This is a genomic window from Streptococcus sp. HMSC057G03 (assembly GCF_001808745.1).
GTDB lineage: Bacteria > Bacillota > Bacilli > Lactobacillales > Streptococcaceae > Streptococcus > Streptococcus parasanguinis_Z.
Genome location: NZ_KV794426.1, coordinates 23,359 through 41,795, shown reverse-complemented (window position 1 = coordinate 41,795; position 18,437 = coordinate 23,359). Strand labels below are relative to the sequence as shown.

Annotated in this window: 20 protein-coding genes and 2 pseudogenes; 1 reads left to right on the top strand and 21 read right to left on the bottom strand. The window is 39.0% G+C overall.

The window, feature by feature from the left end:
- Positions 1-55: 55 nt before the first annotated feature.
- From grpE to HMPREF2686_RS06375, 11 genes are all read right to left on the bottom strand, one after another.
- Entirely contained in the window at positions 56-580 is a 525-nt protein-coding gene (gene grpE / locus HMPREF2686_RS06425; protein ID WP_306474908.1) for a nucleotide exchange factor GrpE, read from the bottom strand.
- A 24-nt stretch (positions 581-604) separates the two neighbouring features.
- The gene (gene hrcA, locus HMPREF2686_RS06420; protein WP_070449781.1) at positions 605-1,639 is read right to left on the bottom strand and encodes a heat-inducible transcriptional repressor HrcA; all 1,035 of its coding nucleotides are present in this window, start codon (positions 1,637-1,639) and stop codon (positions 605-607) included.
- A gap of 168 nt (positions 1,640-1,807) precedes the next feature.
- Positions 1,808-2,587 (bottom strand): M15 family metallopeptidase, encoded by a 780-nt coding sequence (locus tag HMPREF2686_RS06415; RefSeq protein WP_315377533.1) that lies wholly within the window; start codon positions 2,585-2,587, stop codon positions 1,808-1,810.
- Positions 2,571-3,272 carry a histidine phosphatase family protein gene (locus HMPREF2686_RS06410; RefSeq protein ID WP_070449778.1) on the bottom strand — a complete coding sequence of 234 codons (702 nt, stop codon included), beginning with the start codon at positions 3,270-3,272 and terminating at the stop codon, positions 2,571-2,573. The genes HMPREF2686_RS06415 and HMPREF2686_RS06410 overlap by 17 nt, the downstream gene beginning before the upstream one ends.
- Positions 3,273-3,395: 123 nt before the next feature.
- A complete protein-coding gene (locus tag HMPREF2686_RS06405; RefSeq protein WP_070449775.1) occupies positions 3,396-4,085 on the bottom strand; it encodes a histidine phosphatase family protein in 690 nt (229 codons plus the stop codon).
- A gap of 81 nt (positions 4,086-4,166) precedes the next feature.
- Positions 4,167-5,504: a PFL family protein gene (locus HMPREF2686_RS06400; protein WP_070449773.1), complete on the bottom strand. Its 1,338-nt coding sequence runs from the start codon at positions 5,502-5,504 to the stop codon at positions 4,167-4,169.
- A gap of 18 nt (positions 5,505-5,522) precedes the next feature.
- Positions 5,523-5,789, bottom strand: a complete 267-nt coding sequence (locus tag HMPREF2686_RS06395; RefSeq protein WP_003004214.1) for an ACT domain-containing protein — start codon at positions 5,787-5,789, stop codon at positions 5,523-5,525.
- A 283-nt stretch (positions 5,790-6,072) separates the two neighbouring features.
- Positions 6,073-7,194, bottom strand: a complete 1,122-nt coding sequence (locus HMPREF2686_RS06390) for a VanZ family protein (RefSeq protein ID WP_070449772.1) — start codon at positions 7,192-7,194, stop codon at positions 6,073-6,075.
- Positions 7,195-7,390: 196 nt separating this feature from the next.
- Positions 7,391-8,026, bottom strand: a complete 636-nt coding sequence (locus HMPREF2686_RS06385; protein WP_070449769.1) for a TetR/AcrR family transcriptional regulator — start codon at positions 8,024-8,026, stop codon at positions 7,391-7,393.
- Positions 8,027-8,039: 13 nt separating this feature from the next.
- On the bottom strand, positions 8,040-9,047 hold the full coding sequence (locus HMPREF2686_RS06380; protein ID WP_070449767.1) for an NADP-dependent oxidoreductase: 1,008 nt from the start codon (positions 9,045-9,047) through the stop codon (positions 8,040-8,042).
- Positions 9,048-9,229: 182 nt separating this feature from the next.
- Complete coding sequence (locus HMPREF2686_RS06375) at positions 9,230-9,829, bottom strand: rhomboid family intramembrane serine protease (RefSeq protein ID WP_070449763.1); 600 nt, start codon at positions 9,827-9,829, stop codon at positions 9,230-9,232.
- A gap of 319 nt (positions 9,830-10,148) precedes the next feature.
- Between HMPREF2686_RS06375 and HMPREF2686_RS06370 the strand changes: the two genes are divergently transcribed.
- Positions 10,149-10,352: a CsbD family protein gene (locus HMPREF2686_RS06370; protein ID WP_049471982.1), complete on the top strand. Its 204-nt coding sequence runs from the start codon at positions 10,149-10,151 to the stop codon at positions 10,350-10,352.
- A gap of 284 nt (positions 10,353-10,636) precedes the next feature.
- On the opposite strand, the gene HMPREF2686_RS06365 is transcribed toward HMPREF2686_RS06370, so the two are convergent.
- From HMPREF2686_RS06365 to HMPREF2686_RS10405, 10 genes and pseudogenes are all read right to left on the bottom strand, one after another.
- On the bottom strand, positions 10,637-11,338 hold the full coding sequence (locus HMPREF2686_RS06365; protein WP_049516041.1) for a DUF3169 family protein: 702 nt from the start codon (positions 11,336-11,338) through the stop codon (positions 10,637-10,639).
- Positions 11,339-11,352: 14 nt separating this feature from the next.
- Positions 11,353-11,703: a PspC domain-containing protein gene (locus tag HMPREF2686_RS06360; RefSeq protein ID WP_049499704.1), complete on the bottom strand. Its 351-nt coding sequence runs from the start codon at positions 11,701-11,703 to the stop codon at positions 11,353-11,355.
- A gap of 13 nt (positions 11,704-11,716) precedes the next feature.
- The gene (locus HMPREF2686_RS06355; RefSeq protein WP_049516043.1) at positions 11,717-11,899 is read right to left on the bottom strand and encodes a hypothetical protein; all 183 of its coding nucleotides are present in this window, start codon (positions 11,897-11,899) and stop codon (positions 11,717-11,719) included.
- The gene (locus HMPREF2686_RS06350; RefSeq protein WP_031576108.1) at positions 11,896-12,105 is read right to left on the bottom strand and encodes a helix-turn-helix transcriptional regulator; all 210 of its coding nucleotides are present in this window, start codon (positions 12,103-12,105) and stop codon (positions 11,896-11,898) included. Before HMPREF2686_RS06350 ends, HMPREF2686_RS06355 begins: the two co-directional genes overlap by 4 nt.
- A 1,289-nt stretch (positions 12,106-13,394) precedes the next feature.
- The gene (gene cadX / locus HMPREF2686_RS06345; protein WP_048688570.1) at positions 13,395-13,733 is read right to left on the bottom strand and encodes a Cd(II)/Zn(II)-sensing metalloregulatory transcriptional regulator CadX; all 339 of its coding nucleotides are present in this window, start codon (positions 13,731-13,733) and stop codon (positions 13,395-13,397) included.
- An 11-nt stretch (positions 13,734-13,744) separates the two neighbouring features.
- Complete coding sequence (locus HMPREF2686_RS06340) at positions 13,745-14,359, bottom strand: CadD family cadmium resistance transporter (RefSeq protein ID WP_002911684.1); 615 nt, start codon at positions 14,357-14,359, stop codon at positions 13,745-13,747.
- A gap of 299 nt (positions 14,360-14,658) precedes the next feature.
- Positions 14,659-16,722 (bottom strand): heavy metal translocating P-type ATPase, encoded by a 2,064-nt coding sequence (locus HMPREF2686_RS06335; RefSeq protein ID WP_002893754.1) that lies wholly within the window; start codon positions 16,720-16,722, stop codon positions 14,659-14,661.
- Position 16,723: 1 nt separating this feature from the next.
- Positions 16,724-17,002 (bottom strand): DUF6110 family protein, encoded by a 279-nt coding sequence (locus HMPREF2686_RS06330; RefSeq protein WP_002893755.1) that lies wholly within the window; start codon positions 17,000-17,002, stop codon positions 16,724-16,726.
- A gap of 180 nt (positions 17,003-17,182) precedes the next feature.
- Positions 17,183-17,773, bottom strand: a pseudogene (locus HMPREF2686_RS06325) (transposase); the annotation flags it as partial.
- A gap of 487 nt (positions 17,774-18,260) precedes the next feature.
- A pseudogene (locus tag HMPREF2686_RS10405) lies at positions 18,261-18,437 on the bottom strand (TIGR00341 family protein); the annotation flags it as partial.

The following is an 18,437-nucleotide window of genomic DNA, read 5'->3' as shown; positions in this document are numbered from 1 at the left end:
TATCTTTCTTTCATAGTTTAGTGTCGTTTCGGACAAGGTTTTTAAGTTCTCTAGCCTAGTTATAAACCACTACCATGGCTGGACGCAGGATGCGGTCATGGAGTTTGTAGCCTTTTTGGAAGACTTGTGCGATGGTGTCTGCTGGATGTTCATCATCTGCAGGCAAGGTTTGGATGGCCATGTGGTAGTTATGGTCAAAGGCTCCGTCCGCTGGAATTTCTTCGATTCCTTCTTCCTTCAGAGCATGTACCAAACTTTCTTGGACCATTTCCAAGCCCTTCTTCACATCATCTGTCAACCCTTCTACGGCAAGGGCACGTTCGAGGTTGTCCAGTGATGGTAAGATCGCTTTTGCCAAATCTTGGCTACGGTATTTTTGTAATTGTTGACGTTCTTCATTGGCACGGCGCTGAATATTTTGCATTTCTGCATGAGCACGAAGGTATTTGTTTTCAAATTCCTCGGCACGCGCTTGTGCTTCTTCTAACTCAGAAGGTTGGTTGCTTTCCTCTACAACTTCTTCAGTTGTCTCGGCAACTTCCTCTTCTTTCACGTCTTCTTTTTTGATATCTTCTGTCAAGGCATACACCCCTTTCATTTGGTCTTAATTTACTTCATAATGGTTGCTGTTGAGGTAACGGTAGTAGTCCGTCAACTTCATAACCAGTACCCGTCCGATGACATTGACCAGGCTAATCACACGCCTGTAATCCATCTCTACGGGACCAATCACATGCATGAGGGCCATCCCACGATAAGGAACCAGGAACTTGTGACTAATCACCGTCACATTTTTCAAGGCCTTTTCTTGGGATTCTGCAACCAGGATCTGGGTCATTTGGTCTTCTGGCATTCCCCCTCGCAACTCGAGAGCTACATGTTGGGGATTGTCCAAAAACTGATAGGTCTGAAGATCGGCGTAGGCTAATGATGAAACCTTTCCTTCTATAAAGACCAGTTCTTGAAACAGTTGCGAGAAGACGTAATCAAAGAGATCCAAGACATTGTCTGTCGTCTTGAAATAGCGCTGTACAATCTGTGGAATCTCTGTCCGCAAGCGGTAGTGGATATCCAAGACTGTATTTCCAATGAAACGCTCTTGAACCAGCTGATGGAAGATTTCCAAGTCACTGGTTAAGAAATTCTTTGGAATGGCAAACTGTACAGTGACAGGCTTTGATTCATCCAAGGTCAGAACCGCTAAGGCATCATGGTTGGATAATGGAACAATCTCAAAACCAGTCAAGCGCTGACGTGTCGGTTCAACATCCTGAATCACTGCGGTGTAACCCGTCATCTGGGCTAGTAACTTGGCCGTAGCATCCAAGATATCGTCTAATTTAAAGGCTTCGAAATCAAAGGCTTTCACCACCTGGTAGACATCTTGCTCATCAATCAACTCTAGATCAAGGGAGTTCTGAACAAAATATTGAAAACCAGCTCGACTAGGCATGCGGCCACTCGAAGTGTGGGCCTTTTCTAGTAAGCCTTGTTTTTCGAGAGCAGCCATGTCGTTTCGAATGGTCGCACTACTGGATTGAATCACATCTTGTAGCGCTTTTGAACCAACTGGTTCGTGGGTCTTGGTAAAGATATCGACGACAAGATTGAGAATCTCATTTTGACGTTCTGTAACCATGACCTCACCTCTCTTTCGTATTTAGCACTCTAAACACTCAAGTGCTAAACCATGATTCTATTATACACCCATCCAAAAGAAAGTCAAGAAAAAAACCCAAAAAATTAGCACTCTTTTCCCAAGAGTGCTAAAAATCATTCTGAAGACCTAGAAAAAGAGAATCTCCTCCTATTTTCCAGCCTTTTTCAATAGTTGAATATATTCTTCCAATACTAGCTGATGTTTGGCCATATACTGGGCATTTTCTACGCCAACATAACGGAAATGCCAATTCTCAAAATTCACACCTGTGATGTTGCTCTTCCCATCTGGGTAACGAAGGACAAAGCCATATTGCGGTGCGATGGCAGCCAGCTGCAAGCCCAACTCATCACTTTGACCAGCTTCGACACTCATATCGATCGCAAGCCCCGTCTGGTGTTCACTAGCACCAGGAACCTGTACCTGGGTCTGTACCTGCTTTTCAGCTTCTTCGTGCGAAAGACCACTGGCCTCTAATTGCGCAACACGCTCATTATAGAGCTCTGTTTGTTCCGCCACGCTTCGATAACCCGATATCAAGGTTTCTTCTGGGGCAATTTTTCGAGCCGCCTCTAGAAATTGACGAGTTGGCTCTACAATCCGACTATCCACTTTGATAGCATCTACATCTGTCAATTGTGGGTTCAACTCTGGCTTCACATTATCACGATTGACCAAGATCAACTGCCAGTCTTTTGTCGAAACAGCTGGTAAATCTGATTTTTCTTTCTTTTTCTTAGAAGAAGAGGGAGTCGTTACAGCTGTTTTTTTTGCCTTCCAAAACTGAAGCCCTGAAAACAAGCTTGGTTTAGCCAAGTAAGCACCAATTCCTGATCCAAGGATCACAAGAAGAAAGAAACTCAATAGGTAGGGCCACCGTTTCTTACGTTTTTTTCTTGCGCGTCTATACTTATTTGTCATGGCCATCCTCTAAGAGTTTTGCTCCAACCTTACGATAGGACATATCTCCAATCTTTTCAATATGAAAGGCGCCATCCTCATAGGCCAAAACCGTTACACTTCCGTTGTCCAAGACCAATTCTTCGACTGCTTTCGGATCGATGAGATAAATCAAGGTCGTAATGGTCATGCCGTGGCTGACAACAATCGCATTTCCACCGCCAGTTGCTTCCACCTCTTTTGCGATGGCTTCAAACCCTTCTTTGATCCGACCACTCAAGGCACCCCAAGATTCAGCCCAACCAGTGGTGTCGACTTCAACAATCCCTTCTGCTAACTCCATCAAGCTCAACTGATGGAAATCCTCGACCTTAAAGACACGGGGTAAAACCCCCATGAAGAGCTCGCCATCATAGGCACCGTCGAAGCTACCAAAACACCACTCACGAATGCGTTTATCATAGCGATAAGGAATCTGACCTGTCAAACCAAGTTCTTGAAGAACAATTCCCATGGTTTGAATGGTACGACCAGAATCACTCGAAACAGCCTCTTTAAAAGAAAGACCTGCTTCTTTAAGGCCAAGCCCTAATTCTCTAATCCCACGCTCTCCTGCTTCTGTCAGCGGAGTGTCTGACCAGCCCTGTGCTCGCCCAATGGTATTAAACATGGTTTTTCCATGACGAGCAATATATAATCTGGTTTTTGTCATTGTATTACCTCCGTATGTATCTCTTTCATTATATCATTTTTTGTAAAAAGAAAGTAGGAAAGCTCTTACAAGTTTTGAGAGAAAGAAAAGGCTATGACCAAAAGGTCAGCCTTTTACGACGGACTAGGATTCTTGCAAGCTTTCACCGACTTCACGGTAACTGCTATCTCCAAACCCCTTAACCGTCAATACTCCATCTTCATATTCTACAAGGGTAACACTACCATTTGAAAGAGGCAGATTGAGATTTGGTTTTCCTTCGACCAAGCAGACTAAGGTCTGAATGGTCCAACTATGGCTGACCACCAAGGCATTGCCTCCACCATTTTCTTCTACTTCTTTGGCAATGCCTTCAAAACCTTCTAGGATTCGGCTTTTCAAGACTTCCCAAGGTTCAGCCCAATTTGCTGTGTCCACTTGGCAAATTCCATTGGCCAAGTCTTCCAAGGTCAAGGTCTTATAATCCTCCACATCCAGCACGCGCGGCACGACACCATGAAAGAGCTCCCCTCCATAGGCACCATCAAAACTTCCAAAACACCATTCGCGGATCCGTTTGTCAAAGCGATAAGGAATCTGGTCTTTCAAGCCCAATTCATCGAGAATGATCCCCATAGTCTGAATGGCACGGCCTGAATCACTGGAATAAGCTCGAGTAAACTCCAAACCGGACTCACGCAAGCCGATTCCTAGAGCTTGAATCCCTCGTTCTCCTTCTGCTGTCAAGGGTGTATCGGACCAGCCTTGAGCACGGCCAATGGTATTAAACATGGTTCTCCCATGACGAATCACAAATAATCTTGTTTTAGCCATCTTGTCTCCTTTTGCAAGAAAAAAGTCTGGAGTTTTATCATCACAGACTTTTCTATTTTCTACTATTATACTAGATTTCTCTTAGTTTTTAAAGCTATGAACCGGAGCTGGAATTTGACCACCACGGGCAATGAAATCAGCTGATGAAGCTTTGTTGACCTTCATTACCGGAGCAGATCCAAGAAGTCCACCGAGCTCTAACATATCGCCTTCTTTTCCATAAGGAATGATCCGAACGGCTGTTGTCTTTTGGTTAATGACCCCGATAGCTGCTTCGTCGGCGATCATGGCCGCAATGGTTGTATCTGGAGTATCAGCTGGGATGGCAATCATATCTAGACCGACGGAGCAGATAGCTGTCATGGCTTCCAATTTTTCCAAGTTGATATGACCGGATTGAACCGCCGCAATCATCCCTTCGTCTTCTGAGACCGGAATGAAGGCACCTGACAACCCACCGACTTGGTTACAAGCCATGATCCCGCCTTTTTTCACTTGGTCATTGAGCAAAGCTAGTGCTGCTGTTGTTCCGTGGGTTCCTACTACTTCAAGCCCCATGGCTTCAAGGACACGGGCAACCGAATCCCCAACAGCTGGTGTTGGCGCGAGAGACAAGTCTACAATCCCAAACTCAACACCGAGACGTTCACTAGCCATTTGACCCACTAATTGCCCAACACGGGTAATCTTGAAAGCTGTCTTCTTGACTGTTTCAGCCAATACATCAAAGCTAGCGCCAGGAACTTTTTCAATGGCCCGTTGGACAACACCTGGTCCTGAAACCCCAACGTTGATGACGACATCTGCTTCACCGACACCGTGGAAGGCACCCGCCATAAAGGGATTATCTTCTACTGCATTGGCAAAGACTACGAGCTTACCAGGCCCCATTGGATCTGCTTGGGATGCCTCTTTAATGATACGACCCATATCTCGGACAGCGGTCATATTGATCCCTGTCTTGGTCGATCCGATATTGACTGAAGAGCAGACAAAATCTGTCTCCGCAAGGGCGCGAGGAATGGAATTAATGAGGATTTCATCCCCTTTTTGGTAGCCTTTTTGAACCAGAGCTGAGAAGCCACCGATAAAGTTGACCCCAACTTCCTTCGCCGCACGATCCAGTGCCTTAGCAAAGGGTACATAGTCTGTCGCATCTGTTGCGGCTCCGATAATAGAAATTGGAGTGACTGAAACCCGCTTATTCACAATCGGAATGCCAAGTTCTGCCGCAATCTCATCCCCCACAGCCACCAAATCTTTGGCCTTTGTCACAATCTTATTGTAGACTTTTTCTGCCGCCTTTTCGATATCCGGATCAATACAATCTAGAAGCGAAATCCCCATGGTGATAGTCCGAACATCGAAGTTCTGCTCCTCAATCATGGCAATGGTTTCTGTTACCTGTCTAATGTCCATAAATTCTCAACCCCTATCTTACAAATTGTGCATAGCATCAAAAATCGCTGCGCTTTGGATATTGATTTTCACATGCAGAGACTGACCGAATTCTTCCAACTCTGAACGAAGCTGTGTGAAATCTTTTTTCTCATCTGACGATACGACCGCCATCATGGTAAAGTATTCATCCAATACAGTTTGAGAGATATCATCGATATTGAGTCCTAATTCTGCTACTTTCGTTGCAACACCCGCTACGATTCCTTTTTGGTCTTTACCAACGACTGTAATAATTGCTTTCATTTCACTGCTCCATTCTATCTATTTGCTTCCATTGTAGCACAATCCCCTTAAAATCGCCCTTCTCAACTGGGAACGTTCGGATATTTTTATGTGTATAAAAAAATAATGAGGCTGGGACAAAAGTCCTAGCCTCTCAGTTATCTTTGAATTGTCGAGCAAGACGCAGCGGTTGACTGGGCTCTACTACGCTGATTTCATCAGCTTTTACAGCCCTACACAACTGTGCGGAGGTGGGGCGACGAAATCGAATTCTAACGAATTACCGATTTCTGTCCCACTCTCTCTATTTTGATGATTCGGTTTCATCCTTTAAGAGCTCTTTCTTCACGCGCACCGTACTCTCATACTCAGCTCCAGCTAAACGGTCAAAGGGAAAGCGACGATTAAGTAAGACGATGGCAAGAGTCAGAATCAGGTACAATAAAAGCATAAAGAAGAGCAATAAAATCATGGACAGGGTTAAGAGGGAATTGTCCGTCAAGTCGCTATTCAAGAGCGAAATCAAATAGAACAACCCTTGAGGAATCAGATAGAAATAACCTACTACTAGGATTCCCCGCCAGATGGTGCGAAGCCATTTTTGCTTGTCAAAATGCAAGCGGAATTTCAATAAAGCCATTCCCAAGGTTTTGCCCCGCCACAAAGGAATCAAACCAAAATAAACAGCCAAAACCGCTACATAAGGAATCGTCTCCAAATGCTCGATTACCTCGTAAAGCAAGGATAGCATCACAAAGTCGATCAAGAAGGCAAGACCCATCCGAAAACCAGATACTCTGGTCCCTACTCGGAAAGAATGTTCGTCAATTTCGTCTCGTGTTGGCAATAACCAAACCAGGAACCAACCGAGCAAATAGCCCACTCCACCACCGGTGGTATTTTGAATAATATCATCGACATCTGCTAGGCGGTAAGGACCCGGATACAGAAAATAGAGACCTGATAACTGGGTCAGCTCCAAAAAGAGACTAAAGAGGGCTGTCAGAAGAATCGTTTTCTTAAAACCACACTTAAAATAATAGCGCAGATACATCCCAAAAGGAATCAACATCAGGACATTAAAGGCAGGCACATAAAAAGTTGGATGCTTAAGGGCTTGAATCCAAGTACCAGTCTGCGCTAAATCAAAGGGGCTCTCCTTGAAAAAATCCACCACAAAAGCAAAGGGATGGAGATTGACCATTTCCGAGTAGCTAGTATGAATCTTACTTGGATCTGGCAGAGGCAAGATCACCAAGAGATAGACCGTCATCAAGTAAAGCATAAAAGAATAGAAAATCAGCACCCGCAATTTATTGACCGAACCATATTTTCGATAATTCAAAATCATGTAGGGCAAGGTCAGCAAAAATGCCAGGAAAGGAAAGAGCTGAACAGCCGTTTTAATAGTAGAGATATACCCCATTGTGTCTCCTTTTTTTCGTTATAAAATCACCCTTTGCACAATGACAAAAGGTGATTTCTTCATTGATATAGAATATTATACGGCCTGGTAGAGGAAGAGTCAAGGAAGAGGAGTTCATTTCATTTTTTGAGATCCTTATTGAACTACAATCAAAGATGAATCCTCTCACTGTAACATCCTTGGTATAGAATAGGAATCACAAGACTATCCTATTTGTTAGAATTTCAATCATCTCATCTGAAACTTTTCCCACATCAATTGCTTTACTATTTAGTATGGATGGCACAGCATAAGATAGCATTAAGGAGATAAGATTACGAATGATTCGTTCGTTAGGCCAATTAACTAGCTCCCCTTTCACCTTATAGTTATCTAAAATAGGATTGAGTGGCGTTACAATATTGTTCTGAACGATACTCCCTGTTTTTTCAAACAAAGATGAATCAATTAAACACCTTGAAAAGAGAATTTTAATAATATCTCCATTGTTGATCAGAAAATTTAGTCGATCCTCGATCATACTCCGAAAAAAAACTGTAACACTTTCATCGTTACACAGAACTTTTTGATCAGTAAACAATTCAATTGTTTCAGGTATGACCTGATCAAAAAACAAGAGAAGAAGCGTATTGAGTATGCCTTCTTTTGTTTTAAAATAGCTAAAAACGGTCCCTTCTGATACTTCCGCTCGGCGTGCAATGTCAAGCGATGTAGTTTTTTCAAAACCGATTTCAGAAAACAAGGTTAAACTGGCAATTAGAACACGTTTTTGTTTATCACTCAATCTCATGAGTTGAATATGACGAACACAAGCTTGATTTAGATCAACCATTTTCCTTTCCTCCTCACTCCTCTTGAATCACAATCACACGTTTTCCTCTGGTATGCCCTTTTTCAAGATCCTTGTATGCTTCTTTTATTTCGGGTAATGAAAATGGATAGATTTTATCCAAACGAACTGAAATTTCCCCTTTGGAAACAAGCTCTGCAAGTGATAGGAAGTCATCATATTGTGAATGCCGTGGGCCTGTAAATTGAGCTCCTTTCAAGATAGCAGAAGGAGATGGAACCAGGGTAGCAATTTGATCACCTCTCAAACCCAATTGGAAGCCTAATTTTACATAGTCTCCCCCATAACAATCCAACATCTTGGTAACAGTTACTCCTGAAAGTTCTTGAATTTTTTCTTTGATCGATTCATGATAGGAAATCGGGATGGCACCGATCGATCTGAGGTAGTCCGCATTACCAGCACTAGCTATTCCAATAACTCTGGCACCTTTTGAAACAGCATATTGTACTGCAATCGATCCAATTCCTCCAGATGCACCTGAAATGACAATTGTATCCTTAGTTCCAATATTAATTTTTCGAAAAGCTCCTCCTACCGTTAAGGAACTAACCCCCAAGACTGATCCATGCAGAAAATCAATATTAGATAGCATAGAAGCGATCTCCGTCTCCTTCACACAAATCTCAGTTGCTAATGCTCCTCTTTTTGAACCTAGACCAGGTGCACTTATAATCGTCCCAAAGACTCTATCTCCTACCGAAAACTGATTCACATTTTCACCTACTTCAATGATTGTCCCAGCAAAATCACGTGCAACGCCTCTAGGGAATATAGAAGAAGCTTTCTCAAACCATTTACTAGGATGCCTTAGTTTCATTATACGGGATAACATACGAAGCTGTTTAACACCCTCAAAAATTTTATAATCCACCGGATTTAATCCTACGGCAGCTACCTTGACTCTCACTTGATTTTCCTTTAGTGGTTCTGGTTCTACTTCTGCTAATTCTAAGACATCTATATTACCGAAACGATGAAATTGAACCGCTTTTACAGTCATACAATACATACCTCCATTATAAAATTGAGTGATCACTCAATTTTTGATTATTATAGCATACAACTAGCCACTATTCAATGGTAGCTTCAATTAAAAGAATGCAAAAAGTTTTTATCAAAAAAACGCCCAAGATTCTTCTCTTGAGCGTCTGTTATGGATGACCCTAGCCTGCATTTACTATATCAGGAACCTTTACTTCTCCCCTTCAAGCCTTTACTTCCGATAAAGACCAATAGATAACTCACAATCCCTGAAAGATGCAATAGTGTTGAGATCCATCCGGTAATTGCTGGTAAGAGCATGAGGCCAGATAGAAAAATTAAGAATAGATAAAACAGTTTTACGGTGCGTGAAAATTCTTTCCACACGTTTGGCAGGAGCATAATCCCTCCGGTTACAAAGGCGTATCCTACAGCAGAGATCCCTGTTGCCTGAATGTCCTGCCCGTGTGTTAAGAAGTGAAAAACGATGGAAGAGAGGACTGTCGCCGTCACAAAAACGATTAAGACTTGTATGGAGCCTCTTTTTCTTTCTAGCAGTCCACCGAAGGGAAGGATCATGAGTCCGTTTAAAATCAAATGGACCCATAAAAACCAGGCAGGGGCTCCTTTACTACCATGCATCAAGGTCCCACTGACATACTGCCAACCATACACCGGCTTCGAATGAAAAGCTAATAAGTCATACATAGCATCCCCATAAAAGGAAGTCAATAGACCGAGCAACAAACAGATTAGAGCTAAAGTGCTGATAATAGGGTAGGTTGTGAGGATTCTTTTCATATTTATCTTCTCTTTTTCAAAAAACAGCGTTACGATGTTTCCATTCACGATTATTATACCATTTATTTCATTGGAGACAGAAAAAGTTTTTTGCTTTTTTCGTTTCAAATATTTGCTGTAAAAACGAAATGTCGTGACTTATTAGTCGGTCATTATTCGTGACCGGAAAGCGATCCTGTTTTTTAGCCGTAGCAAAAATTTGACTTTCCATTTTAAAAAGAATATACTCATTCTAATCTGAGACAAATATTTTTTATTTTTTTAAATCAACAGTATTGCATTCAGAGAAATAAACGACTAACTTCATGGAGGTGACGCTATGTCATTAGAAGAAAAATTGAACCAAGCAAAAGGTTCTGTTAAAGAAGGCCTTGGTAAATTAACCGGCGATACAAAAACAGAAGCTGAAGGCACTGCTGAAAAAGTTGCTTCAAAAGCAAAAGAAGTTGCTGAAGATGCAAAAGAAGCTGTTGAAGGAGCTATCAAGGGCGTTAAAAATATCTTTCATAAAGACGACAAATAGTCTTTAACATCCTAGACCCACTCTATTTTCTACAGTCATGTTTGACCGTGGAAGATAGGGTGGGTTTTTGTTTATCTTTCATTTAGTTTGGGTGTAGAAAAAACACCCCGAAGGGTGCTCATTGTAATGATTAGCATTCTTTTAAAAGAACGTTTACTAAAGCTACTTTACAAACTTTTTAGAATTTTGTGTTTAGCTCTATCTTGGAATGAAATTTATTTTGATTGATTCATTCCTTTCAACATCGTCACCTACATTTGCGACACGATTCATAGAAACCCCTGTTATTTAAAGTAACGTTTTGTTTTTCTTAATTGTGCAATATTGATATAGAGATGGATGACAGCAGTTATAAGGGCAGCAACTAACTGTACTTCTCCAAGAATAATGGATAGGGCAAACAAGATGATATAGACAGATGGTAAGATTAGCTGATTGAGTTTGAACAAGATTAAATAAGCCTCTTCCATTTCCGCTTGTTTCTCTCCCTCGTCATAGGTTTCTAGATAATCTAATACCTCTTTTGGTGTGGCTAAAATAGAGAGTTGGTAATTACGAATTTTGCTCGTTGTTTTGATGCAGAAACTTCCAACAAGAATGGTTAATACTGCTAAGAGAAAAGCTGATATCGGTAAATCGTGGCTAGGCAACACTGTAAGCAAGCTAAAAAGCATACTAACTTGCAAAACATTGTAAGCAACTGTCCCATAATCTAGAGAGCGATACATCTTAATATAAGCTAGCTCGTTTAATTCATCATCTTCTTCTGCTAGGTAGCTAGCATAAACTTTCCTACTATTCATGATAAAATAGAGAGCTACTATTGTCGATAGTATTCCCAGACAGAAAAAGATGGTCGTCAAAATAAACTGTACTTGCTCTTGAGAAATGTTTAAATGAAGATTCGTAAAGGTAGCACCAAACATTCCGATTAAACCACCCAACAATAAACTTCCTAACAATAGTAATAAATGTTTCTTTTTCATTTTCTATCTTCTTTCTAAAATAAACCTAGCAGTCCTTGAACCAGAGCATGCCCAAATCCAAAAGTAGCCGTTAAAACTTGATCACCAAAACTATTCAGGAGAATGGCAACTAGATAGAAAAATAGAATCTTGTACCCTGATTTTTTGATGACTACTTCAAGAGATTCATTTCCCATCCAGCCAGCTAAAAAAGCATAACTTATCACTGTGAGAAGACTAATTTCTATCGAAGATAGAAAAAGCAAAACGGCTAATGCACGAATCATCAGAGGGTCTACATTGAAATAACGGGCGATACCGGCACAAACCCCTGCAATTTCTTTATGTTCGGTATCTACTTGAAAATCTGCCAAAAACTCTTTCATAATCTTACTCCTTTTATACTCTTTCTTTTACTTTCTTTTCTATCCGCTCAAATACTAAACTAAAAATCAAGCTACTCCAGAAAAAATAATTACTGTCTAAAATCTGAAACCATCCCAGCAAGGTCCCGATCATCATCGAAACATTTGCTATAAAGGCAATGATACAAAGATAATAAATTACTCTATATTTGTTCATGATTCTTCCTCCTCTAAGCGAAATACCGACTCTACTGGCTCATGAAATATCTGAGAGATTTTCAAGGCGATAATAATAGAGGGGGTATACTCATCACGCTCTAGCAAACTAATGGTCTGCCTAGATATACCTGCTAGCTTGGCAAGCTCAGTTTGGTTTAAACCATCACGAGCGCGAAGCTCTTTTAAACGATTTTTTAGCTTCATATTTACCGATTGTCTATCAAATTCAGCCACTTCGCTTAGATATCCCCAAAATGGTAGAATCTGATTTTTCCTCCTTTGTTATTATATAAGATATTATTACCGATATCCTCATAGTTTCTCCGTTCAAAGTCTTATTTCTTTAACTTGATTACATTGTAACATATCTTTTTATTTTTGACAATGATATTAGTCAAAAATATCATTATTTTTGTCATTTTGTAAATGATTTAGGTCAAAACTCTTATCCTGAATAAGAATTGATTTGATATTTTTCTAAATAGAGATGAAATGGATACTTGAAATCAAAAAAATAACGGGGTCAACTTTGTATTTTTGAAACAAAAAAAGACATCCAAGAGAATACTCTTGAATGTCTGTAAACGTTGATAGTATCGTGTTGATTAACGTTTTGAGGTAATTGACTTCGTCGAATGACAGCCGTAATTGTAAGCGGCTAAAGCCACAACAACTACGTCAACTACCACAATTTAGTATGAAAATACAAAAAGAACACCTCGAAAGGTGCTCTTTGTAAGTATTGTAATTCTTTCGAATTAACGTTTACTAAATTGTGAAGCTTTACGAGCTTTCTTAAGACCTGGTTTGGAAAGTATGGATTTCAGTTGGACTAAAAACAGCGTAATATCAAGGATTTTCAGAACGATATCTACTTTTTAATTTCATAAAATATGAATCAATAAATTATAAATAGGGGAATAGTTTAGGTCTGTAAGCATTAAAATAATACACCTAACTTTGGTCACCGTTTTCTAGTTATTCACTCTTTTTTCAGATAGTGTTTTTAAAGTTATGATGTAAAATGCCGCAATTAAAACACTATACATCATAATCGGAGGATAGAGAATTAAGGATAGAATCAATCCCACTCCTTTAATTATTAGGTCAGGTATCAATAACTTTCTATATTGTGCGGTAGCTTCAAGTAATTCTTTCTGATCTATATTGGGTTTATCAATTACTTTATGTAAAAACCAGTTTGCTACCGTTGAAACAATAACGATCAGTCCATAAAAGAGCTGTGCCCTATGCTACTAACTATTCCAGTAGCATAGGGCATAAATGAAACAAAAAATAAAAGATACAAATCCTTTCAAATTCCTCCCTTTTCAACTTGGCTAACTTGATCTGCATTACCTAGGTCGCTTTGCTTTAAATTATACTTTTTTCTTAAACATTTGATAAGAGTAGGTATTTCTTGTGAGTAATTTTCATCAAAAAATTTCGTATATAATCTCCCTATAATCATGGAAAAGTAGTAAAAATAGTTGTTATCCTAGTTGATTAAAAAAATCTCTGATTTCATCATCTTTTATAAAATAATATATAATTTTCCCCTCTCTTCTAGTGTCCAAGATGTTTTGATTGGCTAGTTTACGAAGGTGGTGGGAGGCAGATGCCATACTGAGATTTAATAAACAGGCTATATCGCAGACACAGAGTTCTTCGACGGCAAGGAGATAAAAGATGATATTTATCTGTTTATTATCGGTAAATTTTGATAAAATGCGAAGTGATTTTTGGACTTTTTCCTTTTCAAGGTAGTTCGTTGCGGTTGTAACATTTTGTTGATTTATAACATCCACTTGACAGATACTATCTTTTTTCATAATTTTTTCTCCTAGCCTAACACAGCCCATAGCATGTCAAAGCTGTTGTTTTCAATCAAGATATACATCCCCAATCCTAAATAGACAACGGCAATAAACCATCTGCTATATTTTTCCAAAGTTTCTCCAACAGAAGGGACTTGTGCTAATTTTTGGGCAGAAAAAACCAAGAGATAAATCATGACTAGAAAAGTAAGTAAAGTCACTATCAAATTCGCTAAATTTAAGGTGGTAAAATATGGGACAAAGACACCAATATTGTCAGCGCCACAACTTGCAAAAGTAATCATAGCGACTAGAAAAATCAGGTTTTTATTGTCTTTTCGCAAACCATCTTTTGCAATAGCTTCTCCATCAGAATCTCCTAAAAGCAAAACTTTGAGGCCTAGGAAAATTGGAATCAAACCGAGTAAACCTAAAATCTCTTTACTAGGAATATAATTTAAGACAAATGCAAAAAGCAAACTTAGGAATATTAGACTAACAGAGCCTAGAAATTGTCCTAAATAGATGTTAATGATGTCCTTTCTGCTTTTTCTTTTGGCAAAAAATAACATTAGGATAATAAGTAAGTCTACGGCTGTCCCAGAATACAGGATTATTGAAGTAACAATATTTTGAATCATAAAACACCTCATTCAAATATATTTTTGAATGTATTCTAACATTAACCTTTGTAGATGTCAACTTAAAATCCACCAATTAATAATTGCATGTCAATATTTGTATTGTGAAACTAGTTTCAGAAATATATAGTCTTAAAGTATGTCCACTGCCAATGGTTTTTTCAATATTTAAAAGGAGAGAACCAATTTGGTCCTCTCCAGGGTATAATTTTCCACCAACCCACTACAGTTGACAAAGAACCGTTATTCTCAAATGAGACAACTCCTTTTAGTTTTTATAACCTCAGCTTCTCGGTCTCTTACCTACTTTTAATAGAAAGACTACGAAGGACGATTCTTAAAGTAGTCAGATTGTGCAATATCGAAAGATTAGATGGGCTTAACCAATTTAACAACCCAAATCCAATTAAACTTCCATTTATTACAACTGTTTCTTGAATATTTCTTTGAATTAATTTCTGCAACGATTCAGATAAAGAATTCAATTCCTCGAAGAAATCTAAACGATTATCTAATAATAAAATATCACTCATCTGCTTAGAAATATCAGCACTTTCATTCATCACAACCCCAATATCTGCAAGCGTCAAGGCAGCAGAGTCGTTTAACCCGTCTCCAACCATCAAAATAGTTCGGCCAGCTTTCTGTAATTCCTGAACCAACTGAAACTTACCATCTGGTTTTAAATCAGTATAAACGTTGTCAAATGGCAGATCTTTAACCAACTCTTCTGTTCTAGCCAACGTATCACCAGTTGCCAGAATCAGTTTTTTCCCTTGGCGCTTTAGCTTTTTCAATGCAACTTTCGCCTCGCTTCTCAAGGGAGTGTGGATACAAAACATCCCAATTAATTCTTTCTTATAAGCCAAAAACAATAAATTGTAATGAGTCTTATATTGCTCAATCAAGGCCAGCTGCTCAGAACTAATTCTTACCTGTTCGTCTTGCATTAGTACATAATTTCCAATGACAACCGATTGACCATCAATTTGCGATTTAATCCCTTTGCTTGCAACATACTGAAGCTTGCCATGCATTTCTTCGTGTTCAATGCCTTCAATTTCAGCTTGTTTAACAATTGCATTGGCAATAGGATGATAGATATGTTCCTCCAAACATGCACTTATTCTTAAAATATCTTTCTCAGTATAATCTCCGAAAGGAAGAACCTTTTCAACCAAAGGATAACTCGTCGTGATGGTACCCGTTTTATCAAACAAGAAAGTATCCACTTCCAGATATTTTTCTAATACATCACCATCTTTAATAACCATTTCTCGATTTAGACCTTCCTTTATGGCCGTAAGGTAGGCTACAGGTGTGGATATTTTTAGAGCACATGAAAAATCCACCAATAAAAAGGAAATGGCTTTTGAAAACGAACCTGTTAACAGATAAGTCAAACCAGCACCTAAGAAGTTATATTTTACAACCTTGTCTGCCATCCTAATAAAATGACGTTGTTTTGTCTTCTTACTCTCTTCAGATTTTTTCATCAGATTGATGAGTTGCAAAATACGACTGTTTATCTGATTATCAGTCACACGAATTCTTAACTCTCCTGTTTCCAAAACAGTATTCGCACATACAGAATCTCCCTCTTTCTTTTCAACAGGGAAGCTCTCTCCAGTCAAGGAACTCTCATTGACCATGCCTAATCCTGAAACCACTTGGCCGTCAAACAAGATTTCATTACCTTGGGAGACAACTAATACATCACCTACTTGAACATCAGAACTCTTGATGCTGATGACCATGTCTCCCCGCACTAAGAAAACATCACTTTCTTTAGCAAGAAGGCTTTGTTCCAAATCTGTTGCTGTTTTTTTTAAAGACCACTGATCCAGATGATTACCCAAATCAAGCATAAACATGATGTTGCTAGCTGTCTTGGATTGGTTCATAAACAAGGACAACAAAATGGCCGAACAGTCCAAGACCTCCATGGTTAGTTCCTTGCGCGCTAAAGTTTGATAGGCTTCTTTGACATAACCCAAAGCCTGATAACAAGTCCAAATATAACGAATAGGGTAGGGTACAAAACTTCGAAACAGCAAACGCTTAATCGCTGCACCCGATACAATTGAATAAGCACTCTCTTCTCTACGAATGGGAAGAGTCATCAAGTCCGAAACTTTCCCCTTGTCAATTTTTTTTAAAAAGGCCTCTGCATTTTCTAATACAGAGAAGCCTTCTTTCATACGTAGAGTAAAGTGCTGCTGATCCATATAAAACTGAATAGAGTCGATCCCTTTTTCATCTTTAGCCAAGGAACGAAGATAATCTTGAATATCCAAGGTCAGTGAAAACGAGGACGATAATCGGATATGTTGATATCCTCTGTGTAGCACTTTAAAAGACATATTATTCACCTGTCAGGCTATCTAATTGTTCTTCTTTCTTTTCCTGTTCGTATAAATATTTAGCGTCTTGTAAAACATCATCACCGTGTTGTTTTACAACAGAAACAGATGCATCCAGTCCATCTTTCAATTTGTAAGCTTTAGCCAAGGCCTTAGAATAGCCTTTCTTAGCTTCTTTACTTGCTAAGACTTTCAAGCCAAGCGTCCCAAATGCTACCCCTCCTAAGAAGAGAGATGATTTTTTCGCAACTTTTGCGACGTTTAATACTTCTTTTAACATGTTTATTTCCTCCTTGTAACTATTGTAGCGAAAAATGACAGCAAAAGCAATTGCTGATATCTGATATATAGATAAAATTCTCTATACTGATATTTAATTATATTATGATGAAAACAATATACTTTATTTTTTGATACTGTCAATAATTATGTGTAAACACTTAAGTAGAGTTACGGAGTGTTAATTAAATAAGCTTTCAAGTGTATCAGAACATTGACCAAACCCTTTATGGATTCGTTGACTTTGCTTGAAATTATAATCTTCAAACAACGTAACTAAGTAACGTTCCAGAGCCTCCTCATTAGGAAAAAGAACCTTCTTTTTCGTTTGATGTTTGATTTCTTTGTTAAGAGACTCAATGAGGTTTGTCGAATACATGCTGTGCCAAATCTGGTAGGGAAACTGATAAAAAGTTAAAAGATTATCCGTCTTCTCCAGACTTTCCATGACTTTCCTATACTTTGGTTTCCATTCGGCGAGAAAGTCCTCTAAAGCTTGTCCTGCCATTTCTAAATTTTCAGCACGATAAATCATTATAAATTGCCCCAGAATAACCGCTCTATCTGCTCGTTTCACTTTACTAGCTAGATTTCGACTAATATGAATTAAGCAACATTGTTGTTTAGCTAATGGGTGAGCCTGACTGATAATCTGCTCAAGCCCCTTAAAGCCATCTGTAACTACAAGAGAAATCTGTTGGATTCCTTGGTTTTGAAGCTTGTCTAACAGGGTGGACCAAGAAGCATTGTTTTCTTGAGGCAACTGTGCATAGCATATCTCTATGCGACTAAAGTCGCTAGAGCTATCCTAATTGCGCACCGCCAGTTCTCATAGAAAAAAACACCTTGCAAGATGCAAAGTGTTTTCGTTTGTATTCTGCTGTCCAGTAACGAATTAACGTTTACTAAATTGTGATGCTTTACGGGCCTTTTTCAAGCCTGGTTTGGAAAGTATGAATTTCAGTTGGACTAAAAACAGCGTAATATCAAGACTTTTCTCCGCTTTTATAAAAGCGTTTTTCCAATCAAATTCAACTAATTTTATCTAAATGGTGTGGATTTTACCCCCAAAATTACAGAGAATGGAGCTGATAAACACTAAACGTTCACACCATTAGTTAAATGATTTTTTTCATCATTTTTCTTAGATGATAGAACTTCTAATTTATTTCTTATTCAAGCAAAAACAACCTGCTATAAGTAAGAAAGAGGAAGATACAAGAAAAACACGGCGTAAAAACCGATTCAGTTCATTGTCCTCAATCCTTGTCTGCTTCATTTTCTTTTACGAGATCGTTTTGTGAATCTTTTTCAGAGAGTTTTTGATCAATATACTTGTCAATGTTTTCATAAAATTCCTTGGTCGCTTCACTATCTAATGTTGGCGAGTTCTGAACTTGATTCACTTTCAATTGAACAGATTGAATACCGTAAGA